The following is a 19,440-nucleotide window of genomic DNA, read 5'->3' as shown; positions in this document are numbered from 1 at the left end:
GCCACCCCCCGCTTCATGCAGGGTCAGCCGACGATTTCAGGGGCAGTCTCGGGGGCATCCCCGGGGAGGCCGGCTCGCAGGTCGGCTCGCAGGTCGATGAGGAACAGCGGCATCAGCCACTGGGCGATCGGGCCGATCGTCAGCGCGAAGACCACGGTCCCGAGGCCCAGGGTGCCCCCGAGCAGCAGGCCGATCACGACCACGCCGACCTCGAGCACGGTGCGGACCAGCCGGATGGAGAGGCCGGTACGGCGGTGCAGGCCGGTCATCAGCCCGTCGCGCGGACCGCGACCCAGCTGGGCGCCGATGTAGAGCGCCGTGGCCAGGCCGCACAGCAGGACGCCGCCGACCATCAGGCCGATCCGGGCCGCCGGGTTGTCGGGCGCATCCAGGACGGCGAGCGTCGCGTCGGCGGACATGCCGACGACGAGCGCGTTCGCGATGGTGCCGACACCGGGCTTCTCCCGGAGCGGGATCCAGAACACCAGCACGACGAAGCTGAACAGCACGACCGCCTGGCCGAGGGTGATCGGCACGTGGCGGATGAAGCCCGAGTGGAGCACGTCCCACGGCGCCAGGCCGATGTCACCCAGCACCATCATGGCCAGGCTCACCCCGTAGAGCGCCAGTCCGAGGAACAGCTGCGCGAGGCGTCGTACAAGACGACCGGCGCGGAGCTGCGCGATCGGGCCGAGGTCGAGGAGGGCGGGCGCGGGGACGGAGTGGACGGCCGTGGACATGGAATCACTGTCCACCCGATTGGACTGTTGCCAAATAGCCAATCCGGATACAGTGGCCTGCATGGAGCAGTCCACTTCCCTCTCCGCGTCCCGGCTCGCACTGCTGGTCGGCGCCTTCGACCGCTCCCCCGCGTACGTCGGCCTGGCCGATGCCCTGCGCGAGCTGATCGGTGACGGCCGGATCGCCTACGGCACGCGCCTGCCCAGCGAGCGCGACCTGACCGAGGCGCTCGGCGTCTCCCGCACGACCGTCACCCGCGCCTACGCCGTCCTGCGGGACACCTCCTACGCACAGGCCCAGCAGGGCAGCGGGACCTTCACCCGCCTGCCGGGCGGTCCGACCCGTGCCCTCGACCGCGCCCTGTGGCCGACCGACGTCAGCGCGGGCGTGATCGACCTCGTGTGCGCAGCCGCCACGGCGCCGCCGGGGATCGCTGCCGCCTACGCCGATGCCGCGGCCGAGCTGCCCGCGCACCTCGGTGGCCACGGCTACTACCCCGCCGGCATGCCCGCCCTGCAGGCCGCCATCGCGGCGTCGTACGACGCCCGCGGACTGCCGACCGCACCGGAACAGATCATCGTCACACCGGGCGCGCTGGCCGCGACCGCGGTGATCGGCAGCGCGCTGGTCGGCCCCCGGGACCGGGTGCTGGTCGAGTCACCCACCTATCCGAACGCCGTGCAGGCGTTGCGGACCGGCGGTGGCCGACTCGCGTCGATCCCGCTCGATCCGTCCGGCTGGGACCTCGACGCCGTGGCCCACGTGCTGGGCAAGGCTGGTCCGCGCCTCGTGCACGTGATGCCCGACTTCCACAACCCGACCGGGCTGGTGATGAGCGAGAAGGAGCGGGCGACGTACGCGAAGGCGCTGGCCCGGAGCGGCGCGACGGCGGTGGTCGACGAGGCGCACCACCTGCTCCGCCTGGATGACGCGCCGGCCCTTCGTCCGTTCGCGTGCTTCAGCAAGGACGCCGTCACCGTGGGCAGCGCGAGCAAGAGCGTGTGGGGTGGCCTGCGCCTGGGCTGGATCCGCGCACCACATGCACTCATCGACCGGCTCACCCGCGCCCGGGTCGGCCTCGACCTCGGTGCACCGGTGCTGGAACAGCTCGTGCTGACCCGGCTGCTCAACGGTGACCACGACGCGATGGTGGCCCTGCAGCGAGACCGCCTCCGGACACAGCGCGACGCCCTCGCCGCTGCCCTGGCGTCGACCCTGCCGGAGTGGACCTTCCGGATGCCGGCCGGCGGGATGGCGCTGTGGCTCGAGCTCCCGTCAGCGGGCGCGACAGCCCTTTCCGTCGAAGCCGAGCGGCACGGCGTACTCCTGGCGCCCGGCCCGTCGTTCGCCCCCGAAGGCGGCCTGGACCGGTACCTGCGGATCCCCTATGCCGTCGACGCGTCCCAACTGGTCGAAGCCGTCACCCGGATCGCGGCGGCCTGGGCGGTCGTCGAGCGCACCGCCGCCCCTCGCTCCACGAAGCGCACGGGCAAGGCCAGCGTCCTGGTCGCCTGACCGCGAGTTGGGGTTTGTCACCGCCGAGTTGGGGTTTGTCACCGCCGAGTTGGGGTTTGTCACGGCGACGTACGTCGACAAGTCACAACTCGAAGGTGACAAACCCCAACTCGCGCGTGACAAACCCCAAGTCGCGCTTAAACGAGATCCACCGCTCGGATCGAGGTGGCCTCGATGGCCGCCTCGATCTCGGCAAGGGTCTCGGCCGGGATGGCGGAGTCGACGGACAGTGCGACGAGCGCCTCGCCGCCCTTGGTCTCGCGGGAGACCTGCATGCCGGCGATGTTGACCTGCGCCTGGCCGAGGACCTGGCCGACGGTGCCGACCATGCCGGGGCGGTCGACGTAGGTGAAGAAGGCGAGGTGGTCGGTGGGCTCGATGTCGATGTCGTAGCCGTTGACCTCCACGAGCCGCTCGCGCTGGTGGATGCCGACGAGCGTGCCGCTGACCGACACCTGCGCACCGTCGGCGAGGGTGCCGCGGAGCGTGATCAGGTTGCGGTGGTCGGGGCTCTCGCTCTCGGTGACCAGGCGCACGGCGACGCCGCGCTCGGCAGCGAGGAGCGGCGCGTTGACGTAGGAGACCTGGTCCTCGACGACGCTGCTGAAGACACCCTTGAGGGCAGCGAGCTCGAGCACCTTGACGTCGTGCTCGGCGATCTCGCCACGGACCTCGACGTCGAGCTGCTGGGCGACCTCGCCGGCGACACCGGTGAAGATCTGGCCGAGCTTCTCGGTGAGGGAGATGCCGGGCCGCACGTCCTCGGCGATCACGCCGCCCTGGACGTTGACGGCATCGGGGACGAGCTCACCGGAGAGCGCGAGGCGGACGGACTTGGCGACGGCGATGCCGGCCTTCTCCTGCGCCTCGTCGGTGGAGGCGCCGAGGTGCGGCGTCGCGACGACGTTCTCCAGCTCGAACAGCGGGCTGTCGGTGCACGGCTCCTTGGCGAACACGTCGAGGCCGGCGGCAGCGATGCGACCGGTCTTGAGGGCGTCGTACAGCGCGGCCTCGTCGACGATGCCACCGCGGGCGGCGTTGACCAGGACGAGCGACGACTTGGCCTTGGCCAGCTGCTCGGCGCCGATCAGGCCAGCCGTCTCGGGGGTCTTGGGGAGGTGCACGGACATGAAGTCCGACTCGGCCATCAGCGTGTCGAGGTCGACGAGGCGAACACCCATCTGCGCGGCGCGACCGGCCTGCACGTAGGGGTCGTAGGCGATGACGGACATGCCGAAGGCGGACAGGCGCTGGGCGACGAGGACGCCGATGCGGCCCAGGCCGACGATGCCGACGGTCTTCTCGAAGAGCTCGATGCCGGTGTACTTGGAGCGCTTCCACTCGCCGTTGCGGAGCGCGGCGTGGGCCGGCGACACGTGGCGGGCCGCGGCGAGCATCAGCGCGACGGCGAGCTCGGCGGCGGAGACGATGTTGGAGGTCGGCGCGTTGACGACCATGACGCCCGACTGGGTGGCTGCCTTCACGTCGACGTTGTCGAGGCCCACACCGGCACGAGCAACGACCTTGAGCCGCTTCGCCGCGGCGAGCGCCTCGGCGTCCACCTTCGTCGCGGACCGCACCAGGATGGCGTCGACGTCCGCGATGGCAGGCAGCAGCTCGGCGCGGTCGGCACCGTTGCAGTGGCGGATCTCGAAGTCCGGGCCGAGCGCCTCGACAGTGGCGGGGCTCAGCTCTTCGGCGATGAGTACGACGGGACGAGAAGTCACAGCGAGGTCCTTCACAGGATCGTGCGGGTGAAAGGGTTTGCACGACACTGTGCCAGTGGCCACAGTACCCGCCGCGGGAGACTGTTACGAACTGGTGAACGCGATCCGGACGCGGTGTCGGTCACCCGAACAGGCCCTGGCCGACGTACTCCCCCGCGGCCACGCCGGGAGGTACGGCGAACAGCGCGGAACCGGTGAACCGGAGGTACTCCATGAGCGCGTCACTGGACGCCATCTGCCGTTGCACGGGGATGAAGTGGGTGCGCGGGTCGCGGACGTAGGCGATGAAGAACAGGCCGGCGTTCAGACCGCCGATGTCGTCGCTGCCGTCGACGAAGTTGTAACCCCGCCGGAGCATCCGGACACCGTCGTTCTGGTCCGGGTGGACGATCCGGACGTGCGCGTCGGCAGGGATGATCGGTCCGCTGCGTCCCGGCAGGTCGAAGTCGGGGTCGGTGAACTCGTCGCCGCCCGACAGCGGCGCACCGGCGTCCTTGGTGCGGCCGACGAACAGCTCCTGGTCGCCGAGCGGCTGCCGGTCCCACACCTCGATGGTCATGTTGATGCGGCGGGTGACGAGGTACGAGCCACCCGTGAGCCACGCAGCGGCCTCGTCGTCGGCCTCGCCGACCCACACGTGCTCGGCGAGCGCCTGGGCCTCCTCGGCCTTCACGTTGGCGGTGCCGTCCTTGAACCCGAACAGGTTGCGCGGCGTCGACTGGCTGGTCGACGTGGTCGACGTACGGCCGAAGCCCAGCTGGGACCAGCGCACCGCGGTGACCCCGAAGCCCATCCGGACCAGGTTGCGGATGGCGTGGACGGCGACCTGCGGGTCGTCGGCGCAGGCCTGGATGCAGATGTCCCCGCCACTGCGGGCCGGGTCGTCGACGTCGCCGCGGAAGTGCGGCAGCGGCTCCAGCGCCTCGGGGCGCTGGTCGGCGATCCCGAACCGGTCCTTGCCCTCGGCGGTCCGGAACAGGGTCGGCCCGAAGCCGAACGTGATCGTGAGCCGGCTGGCCGGCAGGCCGATCGCCTCGCCGGTGTCGTCCGGCGGTACGTCGGTCGCACCGGACACGGGTCCCACCGGACCGGCCGAACCGCCCTGCGTCATCCGCTCGGCTGCCTCGGTCCACTGCTTCAGCAGGCCGATCAGCTCGTCGCGATCCTCGGTGGTGACGTCGAGCGCGACGAAGTGCAGCCGGTCCTGGGCAGGCGTGACGATGCCCGCCTGCTGCTTCCCGCGGAAGGCGTACGACGACACGGCTGCCGTACCCGCGTCCTCACCGGCGGTGCCGCGTCCCGCGACGAACGCCCCGGCAACCCCGGCGGCGGCAACGCCACCGCCGAGGAGACCACGCCTGCTGACCTGGCTCACCATCGTCAGGAGACGACCGCAGCGGTGAGGTGCGACAGCGGCTCGGAGAGCGCGTTGACGGCGGCGGCGAGCTTGTCGACGTCGTCCTTGCTCAGCTCGTCGTAGAAGGCGAAGCCCTCACCCTTGCGGTGGCCGGCGAGCAGTTCGTCCAGCTCGGCGAAGCGGGTGGTCAGCTGCTGGGCGAGCTCGGGGTCCTTGGTCTCCAGCACCGGCTGCACGCCCTCGAACGCGATCCGCGCGCCGTCGACGTTGGCCTGGAAGTCCCACAGGTCGGTCCGCGACCAGAACTCCTCCTCGCCGGTGACCTTGCCGGTCGCGACCTCTTCGAGCAGGCCGCGCGACCCGTTGGCGATGGAGTCGAGCGGGTACTCCAGCGCGTCCGCACCCGTGGCCTGGACCCGCTTGTCGAGCTCGACCGTGTTGGCCAGCAGGTCGTCGGCGTACGTGGCGCGCTCCTGGGGCGTCCAGGCGGCGTACTTCTCCGCACGGGCCGGCCACAGGTCCTTCTCGATCGCGTGCCAGCCGGTCCACTTCTCACCGGCGGCGAAGTCGACGTCGGCCTCGCGGGCATCCATCCTCGGGTCGAGGTCTCCGAAGGACTCGGCGACGGTCTCGATCCGCTCCCAGTGCTCGCGGGCGACCGGGTAGAGCGCCCGGGCCTCGTCGTCCTTGTCGCCGGCCTTGTAGAGCTCGACGAATTCCTTCGTCCTCACCAGCAGCTGCGAGGTCTGGTCCTGGACGTAGGCGCGGTAGTTGTTCGTGGCCTGCTCGATGAGCTCGGCCTCGTCGGCGCTGACCGTCACCTTCTCGTCGGAACCGGTGACCTTGAAGTCGGCACGGATGCCCTCGCCGACCATGCCGGGCTTGCAGGCCGTGACGTAGCCACCCGCGGGGACGGTCACGGTGAGTGTCTTGGTCAGGTTCGGCCCGATGTTCTCGACCTCGCCGATGATCCGGAGGCCGTCCTCGGCCAGCAGGTAGAACTCGGTGACGTCGGAGCCGCTGTTGGTGACGTCGAAGCTGATCGTGCCGGCGGGAGCACTCGAGGCCGAGACCTCGCAGGCGTCCTTGCTCGAGGCGACCGTGAGGGCCCGGGCGTCGCCGTCCTCCGCGTCGGTCGACGCGTTCTCGGTGCACGCGGCGAGGGCGGGTACGACGGCCAGCGTGGCCAGCGAGGCGAGCAGGGTCTTGCGCATGGAGTCAGTTCTCCTGGAGTGGGCGGTGGGATCGAACAGGTCGGGACGCGATGAGTCGCGGGCGGATCAGGAACAGGGCGCCGACCGGGAGCACGTATGCGAGCCAGGCAGCGGCCTCGAATTTCGTGGTGACCGGTGAGAAGTTGAAGACGCCCTTGAGGACGGTTCCGTACCAGGACGACGGTGGGATCGTCGCCGAGACGTTGAAGGCGATGTCGTGCAGGCCCGGGAGGATCCCGGCCTCCTGCAGGTCGTGGATGCCGTAGGCGAGGACGCCTCCGGCCACGAGGATCAGGAACGCCCCGGTCCAGGTGAAGAAGACCGAGAGGTTGAGGCTGATCGCGCCCCGGTAGATGAGGTAGCCGAGGACGACGGCGCAGAGGATCCCGAGCGTGGCGCCGAGCAGCGGCTCCCAGGTCGGGGCCACGACGCCGGCGGCGTCGCGGGTGCCGGCCTCGGTCGCCGCCCAGAGGAACAACGCCGTCTCCAGGCCCTCACGTCCGACGGCGAGCATGGCGACCAGCGCCAGGGACCAGCGGCTGCCGGTGGCGGCCCGGTCGATCTGGCCACGCAGCTCCGCGCCCAGTCCGCGGGCGGCCGTGGCCATCCAGAAGATCATCCAGGTCACGAAGGCGACGGCAACGATCGAGAGGGTCCCGCCGATGGCCTCCTGCGCCTCGAAGGTCAGGCCGCGCGGGCCGAAGGTGAGGGCCGCGCCGAACGCCAGCGCGATCGTGACGGCGACACCGACCCCGAGCCAGATCCGCGGCAGCAGCTCGCGCCGACCGGTCTTCACGAGGTACGCCACCAGGATGCTCACCACGAGCGCGGCCTCCAGGCCTTCGCGGAGTCCGATCAGGAAGTTGGCGAGCACGATCCGGAAATGTACGCCCGTTTGCTTAGCCTCACCTAACCGGGGTCGCTGTCCGTGGACCCCGGAGCGGCGTAGCCTCCGTCCATGGGGACTCCCGTCATGGGGTACGGGTCGCGCGCGCTGCTGGCGTCGGGCGCGCTGGTCCTCGCTCTCTGCGTGCTGGTGACCGCGTCCGGCGAGGGCCTGCAGTCGATCGCCCGGGACGACCGGACCGGGGTCGAACAGCGTGAGGACGACCCGATCCCCGAGTCCGACGGGGACAACGAGGAAGCCGTCGACCGGGACCGGATCGAGGAGAACGACCGGGACGGCGCCGAGCCCACGTCCCTGGTGTCGGGCCGACTGGCCGCACTGGTCCTGCTGGCCGCCCTCGTCGCCCTGGTCATCGGCCTGGTCGCCCGGCTGCGGATGTCGTTCCGGCGGCGACGCCTGTCCGGCGACCAGCTGCGCCCCACGCTGCTCCCGTCCCCGCAACCCGATCCCGAGGACGAGACCGACGAGGTCCTCGCCGACGCGCTCGGCAGCGCGCTCGACGACCTCGCCCACGGTTCGGCGCGCAACAGCATCGTGGCGGCCTGGCTGCGCCTGGAGCACGCGTCCGAGTCGGAGTGGTTCGTGCGCAACCCCGCCGACACCCCGAGCGAATTCGTGGAGCGGGTGCTGTCGTCGTACACGCTCGACGGGGAGGTGATCGGCCGCCTCGCGGGCCTCTACCGCGAGGCCCGCTTCTCGTCCCACCCGATCACCGATCGGCAACGCGACGAGGCAGCGACCTGCCTGGCCACGTTGCTCGACGGACTTCGCAGCCGAACGCCGGGAGGCCACCGATGATCGTTGCCTGGGTGTGCGCCGCCGTCGCCGTGGGCGGCTTGCTGGTCTACGCCATCGCCGTCGCGAACGACGTCGTCTCTCCCGCATGGCCCGAGGACGAGCCGCTCCACGTCCGCGACAACCGGGCCCACGACCTCGAGCTCACCCACCTCGCGCGACTGCTGGGCGCTCGTGATCCCGCCACCGTGCACGCCCAGCTGGTCGGCATCGTCGACCGCTTGTTGAGTACGACGTCCGTGCTCGCGGGGCCGGCCGATGTCGATCCACGGGCGGCCCTGCCCGCCGTCGTACGACGGTTCCTGGATGCGCCACCGCTCGACTCGGCCGACCGCTACCGGCGTGACCTCGCGACCACCCTCGACGCACTCGAGGCGCTGTGAGTCCGGCCGAGGCCTCGCGTCTGGCACAGCAGGTGCTCGACGAGGTCGAGACGGCTGTCGTGGGCAAGCGGGAGGCCCTCACGCTCGTGCTGGCGGGAGTCGTGGCGGGTGGTCACGTGCTGCTCGAGGACTTCCCGGGACTGGGCAAGACCCTGGCCGCGCGGTCGTTCGCGCAGGCGCTCGGGCTGGACTTCAAGCGCGCACAGTTCACCCCCGACCTTTTGCCGGCCGACCTCACCGGATCGTTCATCTACAACCAGCGCACGTCGGAGTTCGAGTTCCGCGCCGGCCCGTTGTTCACGGGCCTGCTCCTGGCCGACGAGATCAACCGGACCCCACCGAAGACCCAGGCAGCCCTGCTGGAGGCGATGCAGGAGCGGCAGGTGACGGTCGAGGGCGAGACCTTCCCGCTGGCGGCACCCTTCCACGTCCTCGCGACGGCGAACCCGATCGAGTACGAAGGCACCTATCCCCTGCCCGAGGCCCAGCTCGACCGGTTCCTGCTGCGGGTCGAGTTCGGCTACCCGGAGGCCGGCGAGGAGTGGGAGGTGCTGCGTCGGCGCCTCGCCCGCGGCCAGGAGGAACAGACCGTCCGGACCGTCACCGACGCCGAGGGACTGATGGCGATCCAGCGGGCGGTCGAGACCGTCACCGTCGATCCGGACGTCGGGCGCTACTGCGTCGCACTCGCCGGTGCCACGCGGAGCCACCACCACACGCTCGTCGGGTCGTCGCCCCGCGGCGGCCTCGCCCTGATGCTGGTGTCGCGTGCCTTCGCGGTGATCGCTGGGCGCGACTACGTGACGCCGGAGGACGTGAAGGCGGTCGCCGTTCCGGCCCTCGCCCACCGGATCACGATCCGCCCCGAGCTGTGGATGAGCGACGTGTCCGGCCGCTCCGTGGTGACGTCGGTCCTCGGCCACGTGCCGGCCCCGGCCGCTGCATCGAGGGAGCGGATCCGGTGAACCCCTGGCGCGCAACGCATGCCCACCTGCGCGCCGTGGTCGCGGGCTTCGGCCTGCTGGTGGCCGGACTCGTGCTCGGCCGCGTCGACGTCGTACTCCTTGCCTCACCGCTGGTGCTGGTCGCGATCGCTGGGCAGGCGGCGCGGCCGGACGAGGTCCCGGTCGCGCGCGCGACCGAAGGAGCGCTGACCGTCCACGAGAGCGAGGAGTTCGGCTGGCGAACGGTCGTGACGGGCATGCCGCCCGGCGGCACCCTCGCGGCCTTCCACCCCGGCCAGCGCTGGCTCGACGTCGAACCGGAGGACGGTCGACTCGTCGCCGCACCGGACGGCACCGCGACCACGGACATCGCCCTGCGCGCCACCCGTTGGGGACGGCGTCGTCTCGGCGGCCCCGTCGTCACGGCGTACGACGCCTGGGGGGCCTGGCGCTGGACGCCGGATGCGTTCCCGGGGCTCCAGGTGACGGTGTTGCCCGCGACGGAGCCCGTCGACTCCACAGCGCCGGCACCCCACCCCCACGGCCTGGTCGGGATGGAGCGGGCCGGTCGACCGGGCGAGGGCACCGAGTTCGCGAAGGTGCGGGCGTTCGAACCGGGCGACCGGTTGCGGCGGATCCACTGGCCGACCTCGGCCCGCACGGGGCGCCTGCACGTCACCGCGACCTACGCCGACCAGGACGCCCATGTCGTCGTGCTCGTCGATGCGGTCAACGACGTCGGGGACAGCGAGGGGATCGACGGTGCCCACAGCAGCATGGACGTGACCGTGCGCGCGGCAGCCGTGCTCGCCGACCACTTCCTGCGTCGCGGCGACCGGGTCGGCATGCGGGTGTTCGGCGCCTGGGGCGTGAGCTTCGTTCCGTCCGCGTCGGGCCGGCTGCAGCTGCGCCGACTGCTGGACACGATGTCGCTGATCGAGCCGGGCACGGCTCGCGGCGAGGATGCGCTTGCCGCGCGGCAGGCCCTCGGCGCCGGCACCCTCGCGCTGATGCTGTCGCCCCTCATCGAGCCGGCGTCGACGCGGCAGGTCGCGATGCTGACCAGCGCCGGCATCGACGTGGTCGTCATCGACACCCTCCCGCAGGAGCTCGCCGAGGGCGTCGGCCCGGGCACGACCGGGCAGGAGGCCCTCGCGTGGCGCCTGCGCATGCTGCAGCGTCGGCTCGAACGTGACCAGATGGCGTCCCTCGGCATCCCGGTGGTGACGTGGACCGGGCCGCACAGCCTCGACCAGGTTCTGCGCGACCTGACCCGGCGCTCCGCCGTCCCACGGCTGGGGCGCCGATGAGCACCACCAGCGGACTCACCTTCCGCGACCGGCAGGGCCATCGCATCGGCACCCTGAGCGTGGCGAACGTGCTGGCCTGGCTGGCGATCGTGGCACCGGTCGTCATTGCCGCCCAGGTCATCCGCGCGGCCGCACCGACGTCGCCGTGGTGGCCCGCGGTCGTCCTGGTGGTGCTCGCCGTGGCGACGGCCGACCTCCCCGACAGCATGTTCGCGCTGTCGACCGTCCTGGGCACGGCCGGGTGGTGGATCGCGGTGGTCGAGGACGTCCGGCTGGGGCCGACCGTCGTGGTCGCACTGGCGCTGCTCGTCTTCCACGTCGCCGTCGGGCACGCCGCCCTGGGACCTCCCGGACGCGACGACGACCGGGCCGTGCTCCGCGGCGTCGTGGCCCGCATCGCCCAGGTGGGGGCACTGACGGTGGTCCTCGCGGCGGTCGCCGGCATCGCGACGGGGCGGGTCGACGTACCACCGGTGGCGCTGGGGATCGCGCTTCTCGCGACCGGAGCGCTGCCCTGGCTGGCGGGTCGCTGGAAGCGCCCGGCGGCAGGACACTAGTGTCGGCAGTGCAGGAGTACGCCAGTCGAGAAGGAGTCAGCCATGCGGGTGTTCACGACGTTCGAAGAGGTTGCCGAAGCAGCAGGCACCGACCTCGGCACCAGCGACTGGGTGATGATCGACCAGCGCCGCGTGAACCAGTTCGCGGACGCCACCGGTGACCACCAGTGGATCCACGTCGACATGGAGCGGGCCAAGGACGGCCCGTTCGGCGGCACGATCGCCCACGGCTACCTGACCCTGTCGCTCGTCCCGTGGCTCGGCAGCCAGGTCTTCACGCTGCGCACCCCGGGGGCGAAGCTCAACTACGGCGTCAACAAGGTCCGCTTCCCCACGCCGCTGCTCGTCGGCAAGCGCATCCGCCTGCACGTCAAGATCGCCGAGGTCGTCGACATCCCGGCGGGCAAGCAGCTCATCGTGAGCCACACCGTCGAGATCGAGGGCGAGACCAAGCCGGCCTGCGTCGCCGAGACGGTCGTCCTGCTTCTTCCCTAGGTTTCGAGGCTCGCTGCCGCTCGCACCTCAACCAGCGGCGCGAGAGCTCCATGCCTGGGCCAGCGCCTGCTCGAAGACCTCGGTCGGCTGCGCCCCGGAGATCCCGAACCGCCCGTCGATGACGAAGAACGGGACGCCACTGGCGCCGTACGCCCGCGCCTGCGCGATGTCGGCCATCACCTCGTCGCGGTACTCCTTGCTGGCGAGCACCTCGTCCACGCGAGCGGCGTCCAGCCCGGCCTTCGCGGCCGCCGCCCGCAGCACGTCGTGGTCGCCGAGCGACTCCCCGCGGGAGAAGTACGACGCCAGCAGCTCCTCGAGCAGCGCGTGCTGGAGCCCGTGGTCCTTCGCGAGGTGCAGCAACCGGTGGGCGTTGAGCGTGCGGGTGTGCGTGGCGTCGGCGTAGTCGAACTCCAGCCCCTCGGCGGCGGCGAGGTCATCGACGTTCGCCATCATCGCCCGGGTGCCGGCCTCGTCCTTGCCGTACTTGCGGCCCAGCGCCTGCGCGATGCTCTCGGTGCCGACCTCGGGCGCGAACGGGTCGAGCTCGAAGGAGCGGTAGACCAGCTCGATGTCCTCACCGTGCTCGAAGCCACCGACGGCCTTCTCCAGCCGGCGCTTGCCGATGTAGCACCACGGACACACGACGTCAGCCCAGATCTCGATACGCACGTGGGGTCGAACAACGAGCGCATCGGGGTTGTTCCGGCGCCGCGGACCCCGGGACCCCTGAGGGACCTCAGGGTCCGGTCAGGGGTGGTTCAGGGGATCTGCCCGACGCGGTGGACGCCCCCGGACCGCGAGTCTTCTCGACATGATCACAGTCGAGTCACTCTCCAAGTCCTACGGCAGCTTCAAGGCCGTCGACGACGTGTCGTTCACCGCGCAGCCGGGCCGGGTCACCGGGTTCCTCGGCCCCAACGGTGCCGGCAAGTCGACCACCATGCGCGTCATGGTCGGCCTGACCGCACCGGGCAGCGGCGACGTCCGCGTGCTCGGCCGCCGGTTCCGCGACCTGCCCGACCCGGGCCGCGAGGTCGGCGTCCTCCTGGACGCCTCCGCGCAGCACGCCGGTCGCACCGGCCGCGAGATCCTCACCATCGCCGCCCTGACCATGGGCCTGCCCCGCACCCGCGTCGACGAGATGCTCGAGCGGGTCAGCCTGACGCCGGACGAGGCCAGCCGCCGGGTCCGCAACTACTCCCTCGGCATGCGCCAGCGCCTCGGCATCGGTACCGCCCTGCTGGGCAACCCGCAGGTGCTGATCCTCGACGAGCCCGCCAACGGCCTCGACCCCGCCGGCATCCGCTGGATGCGTGACCTGCTCCGTGGCTTCGCGGACGACGGCGGCACCGTGCTGCTGTCCTCCCACCTGCTGCACGAGATCGAGGTCATCGCCGACGACATCGTCGTGATCGGCAACGGCCGGATCGTCGCCCAGGGCACCAAGGACGAACTGCTCGCCGGCGCCGGCACCCTGGTCCGTGCGACCGACGGCGTCGCCCTGGCCACCGCCCTGACGGCCGCCGGCATCACTGCCCGCCCGACCTCGGGCGGCGCCGTGCTGGCCGAGGCCGAGCTCGCCCGCGTCGGCCAGGCCGCGTTCGCTGCCGGCATCCCCGTCACCGAGCTCCGCGCCGCCGAAGGCGCCGGCCTCGAGGAGATGTTCCTCGCGCTCACGGCCGAGAGCCAGCGCGACGTCGCGAGCCACACCGACCACGAAGGAGCAGCGGCATGACCGCCACCACCCTCGCCCCCCGGGACGTCGTGGCGCCGAGCCGCACGGACGTCCGTCCCGCCCCTCCACGGATCCCGTTCACCCGGGTGCTCAACGTCGAGCTCCGCAAGATGTTCGACACTCGCTCGGGGTTCTGGCTGATGGCGAGCATCGTCATCGCCTCCGTGATCGCGACCGTGCTCACGATCGTCCTCGGCGATCGCGAGGACCTCACCTTCGACTCGTTCGCCGCCGCGGTGGGCAGCCCCATGTCGATCCTGCTGCCGATCATCGGCGTGCTCGCGGTGACCAGCGAGTGGAGCCAGCGCACGGCACTGACCACCTTCACGCTGGTGCCGAACCGTCGTACCGTCCTGGGCGCGAAGCTGCTCAACACCCTGGTCATCGGCGCCGTGTCGATGCTGGTGGCCCTCGGCGTGGGTGCGGTCGGCAACCTGGTCACCGCGGCGATCAACGGCACCGACCCGGTGTGGGACATCGCCGGTTCGACCTTCGCCCAGATCGTGCTCGCCAACGAGCTCGGCATGCTCCTCGGCTTCGCGCTGGGCCTGCTGTTCCGCAACTCGCCGGCCGCGATCGTCGGCTACTTCGTCGTCAACCTGGTGCTCCCCGGCCTCTCGGGCGCACTCGGCGCGGCGCAGGAGTGGTGGGCCGACAACGCCGGCTGGTTCGACCTGAACCAGACCCGCTTCCTGCTGTTCGACACCAACCTCACCGGCCAGGAGTGGACGCAGCTCGGCTTCACGTCGCTGCTCTGGATCGTGCTGCCGCTCGCCATCGGCCTGCGCCTGGTGCTGCGCTCCGAGGTGAAGTGAGCCATGACCGACACCACCGTGGGCGTCCGCACGGGCGTGGGCGCGGCGCCAGCCGCCGTCGTTCCCGCCCGTGCCGTCCCCGCAGCCACGCCGTTCCGCCGCGTGCTCAACGTGGAGCTGCGCAAGATGTTCGACACCCGCTCGGGCACCTGGTTGATGGTGAGCGTCGCGGCGCTCTCGGTCATCGCGACCGCTGCGGTGATCGTGTTCGCCCCCGACGACCAGATCACCTACGAGAGCTTCGCGACGGCGATCGGCTTCCCCATGTCGATCATCCTGCCGATGATCGCGATCCTCGGCGTCACGAGCGAGTGGAGCCAGCGCAGCGGCCTCACCACGTTCACCCTCGTGCCCAGCCGGGGCCGGGTGATCGCGGCGAAGGCCACCGCCACCTTCCTGGTCGGTGTCGTCTCGATGGCCGTCGCCTTCGCGGTCGGCGCCCTCGGCAACCTCGTCGGATCCGCCGTCGTCGGTCTCGACACGGTCTGGAACATCCCCTTCGCGACCGTTCCGCAGATCGTGCTGGGCAACCTGGTGGGCATGGCGATCGGCTTCACCCTCGGCGTCGTCCTGCGCAACTCCCCGGCCGCGATCGTCGGCTACTTCGTGGTGTCCCTGGTGATGCCGGGCATCCTCGTCCTGCTGGCCGAGGTGCGCGACTGGTTCTCGGACCTGCAGCCGTGGATCGACTGGAACACCAGTCAGGTCAACCTCTTCGAGGGTGCCACCGACACCGCCAAGGAATGGGCGATGCTCGGCTCCACGGCGGCCATCTGGATCGTGGTGCCGCTGGTCATCGGCGTGTGGTTCCTGCGCCGCTCCGAGGTGAAGTGATCCGGAGCCGATAACGTCATACGTCCCGAGGGTGCTCGCCCTCGGGACGTATGACGTTGCGGAGGTGTCCGGTGGAGCTGACCTCGACCTGGTGGTTCTGGGCGCTCCTGTCCGCCGTGTTCGCGGCGCTGACCGCGATCTTCGCGAAGGTGGGCGTCAAGGAGGTCGACTCCGATGTCGCCACCTTCATCCGCACGATCGTCATCCTGCTGACCCTCGGCCTGATCCTGGTCGCACTCGGCAAGTTCCACTCCCCCGGCGACCTGAGCAGCAGGACGTGGATCTTCCTCGTGCTCTCCGGCCTCGCCACCGGAGCCTCGTGGATCTGCTACTTCCGCGCGCTCAAGCTCGGCGACGCCTCCTTGGTCGCGCCGGTCGACAAGCTCAGCGTCGTGCTCGTCGCGATCTTCGGCGTGGCCCTGCTCGGCGAGTCCCTCTCGGGCCTGCAGTGGCTCGGCGTCGCGCTCGTCGGCGGCGGCGCCGTGCTGCTCGTGATCAGCGGCTGACGACCTCGGCCGCCTGGCGGGCGATCTCCAGCTCTTCATTCGTCGGTACGACGAGCACCCGCACCCGCGAGCCCGGGGTCGCGACGTCACGCGCGGTCCGGCCGGGCGCCGCATTGGCGTCGAGGTCGAGCTCGATCCCCAGCACCTCCAGCCCGGCGAGCGCCCGGGCGCGCACCGGTGCGGAGTTCTCCCCCACCCCGGCGGTGAAGACCACGGCGTCGACCCGACCGAGTGCGGCGGTGTAGGCGCCGACGTACTTGCGCAGGCGGTAGCAGTAGACGTCGAGCGCCTGCTCGGCCGCAGCGTCACCGCCCTCGGCGGCAGCGACGAGGTCACGCATGTCCTGTCGACCCGACAGCCCCAGGACCCCCGACCGCTTGTTGAGCAGGTCGTCGATGTCATCGATGTCCATGCCTGCGGTCCGGGCCAGGTGGAAGACGATGGCCGGGTCGACGTCACCGCTGCGCGTGCCCATCACGAGGCCCTCGAGCGGGGTCAGGCCCATCGACGTGTCGACGGACTCGCCGCCGCGGACGGCGGTCGCGGACGCCCCGTTGCCGAGGTGCAGCACGATCACGTTGGCATCGGCCGGTGCGCGGCCCAGCAGGCGCGCGGCCTCCCGCGAGACGTAGGCGTGCGAGGTCCCGTGGAACCCGTAGCGACGGACCCGGTGCTCGCGTGCCACCTCGGCGTCGATCGCGTAGGTGTACGCACGGGCCGGCATCGTGCTGTGGAAGGAGGTGTCGAAGACCGCGACGTGCGGCAGGTCCGGGAACTCAGCGCGGGCCACCCGGATCCCCGCCAGGTTCGCCGGGTTGTGCAGCGGCGCCAGGTCGACCAGCTCGGTCACGACCCGCACCACGTCGTCGTCGATGACGACCGGGCGGCCGTACTCCTCTCCGCCCTGCACCACGCGATGCCCGACGGCGATCAGGCCGACCTCGTGCAGCTGGGGTCCGTGGGCGCCGAACGCCTCCGTCATCAGTGCCATCGCGGCCTCGTGATCGGGTACGACGCGGTCGAGGACGAACTTCTCCCCCTGCACCTCGTGCGTGATCACCCCGCCCGCCGCACCGATCCGCTCGACGAGGCCGGTCGCGAGCACGTCGCCGTCCACGGCATCGACGACCTGGTACTTCAACGACGAGGAGCCGGAGTTGACCACCAGCACCCGGGTCGTCATGACGGGCCCTGCGCCTGGATCGCGGTGATCGCGACGGTGTTGACGATGTCCTGCACGAGCGCACCTCGTGACAGGTCGTTGACCGGCTTGCGCAGGCCCTGCAGCACCGGACCGACGGCCACGGCACCGGCGGAGCGCTGCACGGCCTTGTAGGTGTTGTTGCCCGTGTTGAGGTCCGGGAAGATGAAGACCGTCGCCTTGCCCGCGACCTCGGAGTCCGGGAGCTTCGTCTTCGCGACCGACAGGTCGACGGCCGCGTCGTACTGGATCGGGCCGTCGACGACGAGGTGCGGCGCCCTCGCGTGCACCAGTTCGGTCGCCCTGCGCACCTTGTCGACGTCGGCTCCGGATCCGGACTCGCCCGTCGAGTAGGACAGCATCGCGATCCGCGGCGTCACACCGAACTGCGCGGCCGTCGCCGCCGAGGAGATCGCGATGTCGGCCAGCTGCTCGGCGGTCGGGTCCGGGTTGACGGCGCAGTCGCCGTAGACCAGGACCCGGTCCTCCAGACACATGAAGAACACCGAGGACACTATCGAGACACCCTCGACGGTCTTCACGATCTCGAACGACGGCTTGATGGTGTGCGCGGTGGTGTGCCGGGCACCCGAGACCATGCCGTCGGCCAGGCCGAGGTGCACCATCAGGGTGCCGAAGTAGGAGACGTCGGAGACGATCTCGCGGGCCCGGTCGACCGTCATCCCCTTGGCTGCCCGCAGCTCCGCGTAGACGCCGGCGAAGCGGTCACGCAGCTCGGGATCCGTCGGTGACAGCACCTTCGCGGCCGCCAGGTCGAGGCCGAGCTCGCTGCCGCGGGCGCGGACTGCCGCCTCGTCGCCGAGGATGGTCAGGTCCGCTACCTCGCGGGCGAGCAGGGTGCTCGCGGCCCGCAGGATCCGGTCGTCGTCACCCTCCGGCAGTACGACGTGTCGTCGGTCGGCACGGGCACGTTCGATGAGGTCGTACTCGAACATCAGCGGCGTGACGACCTCCGCCCGTGGCACGTTCACCGCCGCCAGCAGGGCCGCACCGTCCACGTGCTGGGTGAAGGTCGAGCGGGCCGTGTCGAGTTTGCGCTGCGAGCCGGTCGACAGCAGCCCCTTCGTCTCGGCCACCCGACGCGTCGCGTCGAAGGTGCCGAGCGAGGTGGTGACGATCGGCAGTCGCTGGCCCCGCCCGCCGATCAGGCGTCGTACCGAATCGGAGGGGAGGTAGCCGCCGTTGAGGATCAGGCCGGCCAGCGATGCGAAGCCCTCGGCCGCGTGGGCAGCGACCATCGCGAGGACGACGTCCGAGCGGTCACCCGGGACGACCACGACCGCGCCGTCCACGAGACGATCGAGGACGTGCTCCATCGTCATGCCGCCGACGATGATGTGCTCGGCCTCGCGCTCGAGCAGCTCGGGGTCACCGGCGAGCAACGCGCCGTCCACGGCCTCGACCAGGTCACCGAGGGTGGGCGCCGACAGCAGCGGGACGTTCGGCATCACCCAGGTCGGGACCGTGACGCCTTCGAGCGCCGCCTTCACCGCGTCCAGCTCCGCCGGGTCGGCCCGGTTGGCAACCACGGCCACGACCTCGGCGTGCCCGGCGCGGAGCTCCGCGGTCGCGATGTCGACCATCTGGCGTACGTCGCCGGCGTGGCGCTGCACGGCGGAGACGACCAGCACGACAGCGGATCCGAGGTTGGCCGCGATCCGCGCGTTGTAGGCCAGCTCGGCCGGCCCGGCGATGTCGGTGTAGTCCGACCCGACGATCACGACCACGTCGCAGAGGTCCTCGATGCGGCGATAGCGCTCGATGATCTGCGCCAGGGCGGCCTCCGGGTCGGCGTGGACGTCGTCGTAGGTGACCCCGATGCACTGGTCGTAGTCCAGGTCGACCCCGTCGTGCCCGAGCAACAGGGTGAGCACGGAGTCGCTGTGCTCGTCGGCACGGGCGATCGGCCGGAAGACGCCGACCCGGACCTGGGCCGCGAAGAGCTCGACGAGTCCGAGAGCGACGGACGACTTGCCGGTGTGGCCCTCCGGGGAGGTGACGTAGACGCTGCGCGCCATCAGCGCTGGCCTTCGAGGACCTCGGGATCGAAGTCCGGCAGGAGGTCGACCAGCGGGACCTCGAGCACCTGGCTGAGCGAGAGCAGCGTGTTCAGTCGCGGGTTCATCGGCGTACCGGGGCGGGACTCGCCCTTCTCGAACTTCTGGTACGTGTAACCCGCCAGCCCGGCCAGGTGCGCCACGCGTTCCTGGCTCAGGTCCTTGGCCACCCGGGCCCGGTGCAGGTTGTGCCCCAGCTCGCGCGCGTAGGTCTCCCACGTGAAGTCTGTTCGCCTGGTTGCCACGCCCATCATCATTCGCACCCACCCACCTGTTTGCGACCATACGCATATGGTTTTGATTCGAGAACTGGCGGATCTGTG

At 70.9% G+C, this 19,440-nt stretch carries 20 protein-coding genes; 11 read left to right on the top strand and 9 right to left on the bottom strand.

The genetic code is table 11. The features are described from left to right. Positions 1-23: 23 nt before the first annotated feature. A complete protein-coding gene (locus tag ACOACQ_RS09850) occupies positions 24-740 on the bottom strand; it encodes a YczE/YyaS/YitT family protein (protein WP_420288176.1) in 717 nt (238 codons plus the stop codon). Positions 741-801: 61 nt separating this feature from the next. On the opposite strand from ACOACQ_RS09850, the gene ACOACQ_RS09845 reads away from it, so the two are divergent. Beyond that, the gene (locus tag ACOACQ_RS09845; RefSeq protein ID WP_420288175.1) at positions 802-2,256 is read left to right on the top strand and encodes a PLP-dependent aminotransferase family protein; all 1,455 of its coding nucleotides are present in this window, start codon (positions 802-804) and stop codon (positions 2,254-2,256) included. Positions 2,257-2,393: 137 nt separating this feature from the next. Here ACOACQ_RS09845 and serA read toward each other — a convergent pair whose 3' ends face one another. The 4 genes from serA to efeU all read right to left on the bottom strand — a co-directional run bounded on the left by serA (position 2,394) and on the right by efeU (position 7,428). Next, a complete protein-coding gene (serA, locus tag ACOACQ_RS09840; protein WP_378604637.1) occupies positions 2,394-3,983 on the bottom strand; it encodes a phosphoglycerate dehydrogenase in 1,590 nt (529 codons plus the stop codon). A 121-nt stretch (positions 3,984-4,104) separates the two neighbouring features. Then, on the bottom strand, positions 4,105-5,361 hold the full coding sequence (gene efeB, locus ACOACQ_RS09835; protein ID WP_378604640.1) for an iron uptake transporter deferrochelatase/peroxidase subunit: 1,257 nt from the start codon (positions 5,359-5,361) through the stop codon (positions 4,105-4,107). 2 nt (positions 5,362-5,363) lie between these two features. After that, positions 5,364-6,554: an iron uptake system protein EfeO gene (gene efeO / locus ACOACQ_RS09830; protein ID WP_420288174.1), complete on the bottom strand. Its 1,191-nt coding sequence runs from the start codon at positions 6,552-6,554 to the stop codon at positions 5,364-5,366. 4 nt (positions 6,555-6,558) lie between these two features. Next, positions 6,559-7,428, bottom strand: coding sequence for an iron uptake transporter permease EfeU (gene efeU / locus ACOACQ_RS09825; RefSeq protein ID WP_378604646.1), 870 nt, complete (start codon positions 7,426-7,428; stop codon positions 6,559-6,561). Between the two features lie 84 nt (positions 7,429-7,512). Here efeU and ACOACQ_RS09820 point away from each other — a divergent pair, with 84 nt between their 5' ends. Genes ACOACQ_RS09820 through ACOACQ_RS09795 form a run of 6 tightly spaced genes read left to right on the top strand, consistent with a single transcriptional unit; the run spans position 7,513 to position 11,945 of the window. After that, positions 7,513-8,259 (top strand): DUF4129 domain-containing protein, encoded by a 747-nt coding sequence (locus ACOACQ_RS09820; RefSeq protein WP_420288173.1) that lies wholly within the window; start codon positions 7,513-7,515, stop codon positions 8,257-8,259. Further along, positions 8,256-8,639, top strand: a complete 384-nt coding sequence (locus tag ACOACQ_RS09815) for a hypothetical protein (protein WP_378604652.1) — start codon at positions 8,256-8,258, stop codon at positions 8,637-8,639. The genes ACOACQ_RS09820 and ACOACQ_RS09815 overlap by 4 nt, the downstream gene beginning before the upstream one ends. Then, positions 8,636-9,604 carry an AAA family ATPase gene (locus ACOACQ_RS09810; protein WP_420288172.1) on the top strand — a complete coding sequence of 323 codons (969 nt, stop codon included), beginning with the start codon at positions 8,636-8,638 and terminating at the stop codon, positions 9,602-9,604. Before ACOACQ_RS09815 ends, ACOACQ_RS09810 begins: the two co-directional genes overlap by 4 nt. Then, entirely contained in the window at positions 9,601-10,893 is a 1,293-nt protein-coding gene (locus ACOACQ_RS09805) for a DUF58 domain-containing protein (protein ID WP_420288171.1), read from the top strand. Before ACOACQ_RS09810 ends, ACOACQ_RS09805 begins: the two co-directional genes overlap by 4 nt. Continuing rightward, positions 10,890-11,450: a hypothetical protein gene (locus ACOACQ_RS09800; RefSeq protein WP_378604661.1), complete on the top strand. Its 561-nt coding sequence runs from the start codon at positions 10,890-10,892 to the stop codon at positions 11,448-11,450. Before ACOACQ_RS09805 ends, ACOACQ_RS09800 begins: the two co-directional genes overlap by 4 nt. Positions 11,451-11,492: 42 nt before the next feature. Next, the gene (locus ACOACQ_RS09795) at positions 11,493-11,945 is read left to right on the top strand and encodes a MaoC family dehydratase (RefSeq protein WP_420288170.1); all 453 of its coding nucleotides are present in this window, start codon (positions 11,493-11,495) and stop codon (positions 11,943-11,945) included. A gap of 27 nt (positions 11,946-11,972) precedes the next feature. On the opposite strand, the gene ACOACQ_RS09790 is transcribed toward ACOACQ_RS09795, so the two are convergent. After that, positions 11,973-12,617: a DsbA family oxidoreductase gene (locus ACOACQ_RS09790; RefSeq protein WP_420288169.1), complete on the bottom strand. Its 645-nt coding sequence runs from the start codon at positions 12,615-12,617 to the stop codon at positions 11,973-11,975. A 142-nt stretch (positions 12,618-12,759) separates the two neighbouring features. Here ACOACQ_RS09790 and ACOACQ_RS09785 point away from each other — a divergent pair, with 142 nt between their 5' ends. The 4 genes from ACOACQ_RS09785 to ACOACQ_RS09770 all read left to right on the top strand — a co-directional run bounded on the left by ACOACQ_RS09785 (position 12,760) and on the right by ACOACQ_RS09770 (position 15,838). Beyond that, positions 12,760-13,683 (top strand): ABC transporter ATP-binding protein, encoded by a 924-nt coding sequence (locus tag ACOACQ_RS09785; protein WP_378604671.1) that lies wholly within the window; start codon positions 12,760-12,762, stop codon positions 13,681-13,683. Next, positions 13,680-14,498 carry an ABC transporter permease gene (locus ACOACQ_RS09780; RefSeq protein WP_378604674.1) on the top strand — a complete coding sequence of 273 codons (819 nt, stop codon included), beginning with the start codon at positions 13,680-13,682 and terminating at the stop codon, positions 14,496-14,498. Before ACOACQ_RS09785 ends, ACOACQ_RS09780 begins: the two co-directional genes overlap by 4 nt. 3 nt (positions 14,499-14,501) lie before the next feature. Further along, positions 14,502-15,332, top strand: a complete 831-nt coding sequence (locus tag ACOACQ_RS09775; protein WP_378604677.1) for an ABC transporter permease — start codon at positions 14,502-14,504, stop codon at positions 15,330-15,332. Between the two features lie 71 nt (positions 15,333-15,403). Beyond that, a complete protein-coding gene (locus ACOACQ_RS09770; RefSeq protein ID WP_378604680.1) occupies positions 15,404-15,838 on the top strand; it encodes an EamA family transporter in 435 nt (144 codons plus the stop codon). Here the strand turns inward: ACOACQ_RS09770 and ACOACQ_RS09765 are convergent. From ACOACQ_RS09765 to ACOACQ_RS09755, 3 genes are read right to left on the bottom strand one after another with little or no spacing between them, the layout of a single operon-like run. Next, positions 15,828-17,021, bottom strand: a complete 1,194-nt coding sequence (locus ACOACQ_RS09765) for an acetate kinase (protein ID WP_420288168.1) — start codon at positions 17,019-17,021, stop codon at positions 15,828-15,830. The two genes, ACOACQ_RS09770 and ACOACQ_RS09765, sit on opposite strands and share 11 nt — an antisense overlap. Further along, on the bottom strand, positions 17,018-19,078 hold the full coding sequence (gene pta, locus ACOACQ_RS09760) for a phosphate acetyltransferase (protein ID WP_420288167.1): 2,061 nt from the start codon (positions 19,076-19,078) through the stop codon (positions 17,018-17,020). The genes ACOACQ_RS09765 and pta overlap by 4 nt, the downstream gene beginning before the upstream one ends. Then, entirely contained in the window at positions 19,078-19,362 is a 285-nt protein-coding gene (locus ACOACQ_RS09755; RefSeq protein ID WP_378604689.1) for a helix-turn-helix domain-containing protein, read from the bottom strand. Before ACOACQ_RS09755 ends, pta begins: the two co-directional genes overlap by 1 nt. Positions 19,363-19,440 lie beyond the last annotated feature (78 nt).

Origin of the sequence: Nocardioides sp. CPCC 206347 (genome assembly GCF_048654605.1) — a bacterium.
In the GTDB taxonomy this organism is placed as follows: Bacteria; Actinomycetota; Actinomycetes; order Propionibacteriales; family Nocardioidaceae; genus Nocardioides.
This window is presented reverse-complemented; position numbering and strand designations above follow the sequence as displayed.

Bases quoted from the DNA above. Each gene is read 5' to 3' on its own strand.
- ACOACQ_RS09780 (WP_378604674.1), top strand. From the start codon at position 13,680: ATGACCGCCACCACCCTCGCCCCCCGGGACGTCGTGGCGCCGAGCCGC.
- ACOACQ_RS09775 (WP_378604677.1), top strand. From the start codon at position 14,502: ATGACCGACACCACCGTGGGCGTCCGCACGGGCGTGGGCGCGGCGCCA.
- pta (WP_420288167.1), bottom strand. From the start codon at position 19,078: ATGGCGCGCAGCGTCTACGTCACCTCCCCGGAGGGCCACACCGGCAAG.
- ACOACQ_RS09785 (WP_378604671.1), top strand. From the start codon at position 12,760: ATGATCACAGTCGAGTCACTCTCCAAGTCCTACGGCAGCTTCAAGGCC.
- efeO (WP_420288174.1), bottom strand. From the start codon at position 6,554: ATGCGCAAGACCCTGCTCGCCTCGCTGGCCACGCTGGCCGTCGTACCC.
- ACOACQ_RS09820 (WP_420288173.1), top strand. From the start codon at position 7,513: ATGGGGACTCCCGTCATGGGGTACGGGTCGCGCGCGCTGCTGGCGTCG.
- ACOACQ_RS09800 (WP_378604661.1), top strand. From the start codon at position 10,890: ATGAGCACCACCAGCGGACTCACCTTCCGCGACCGGCAGGGCCATCGC.
- ACOACQ_RS09795 (WP_420288170.1), top strand. From the start codon at position 11,493: ATGCGGGTGTTCACGACGTTCGAAGAGGTTGCCGAAGCAGCAGGCACC.
- efeB (WP_378604640.1), bottom strand. From the start codon at position 5,361: ATGGTGAGCCAGGTCAGCAGGCGTGGTCTCCTCGGCGGTGGCGTTGCC.
- ACOACQ_RS09845 (WP_420288175.1), top strand. From the start codon at position 802: ATGGAGCAGTCCACTTCCCTCTCCGCGTCCCGGCTCGCACTGCTGGTC.
- ACOACQ_RS09850 (WP_420288176.1), bottom strand. From the start codon at position 740: ATGTCCACGGCCGTCCACTCCGTCCCCGCGCCCGCCCTCCTCGACCTC.
- ACOACQ_RS09765 (WP_420288168.1), bottom strand. From the start codon at position 17,021: ATGACGACCCGGGTGCTGGTGGTCAACTCCGGCTCCTCGTCGTTGAAG.
- ACOACQ_RS09815 (WP_378604652.1), top strand. From the start codon at position 8,256: ATGATCGTTGCCTGGGTGTGCGCCGCCGTCGCCGTGGGCGGCTTGCTG.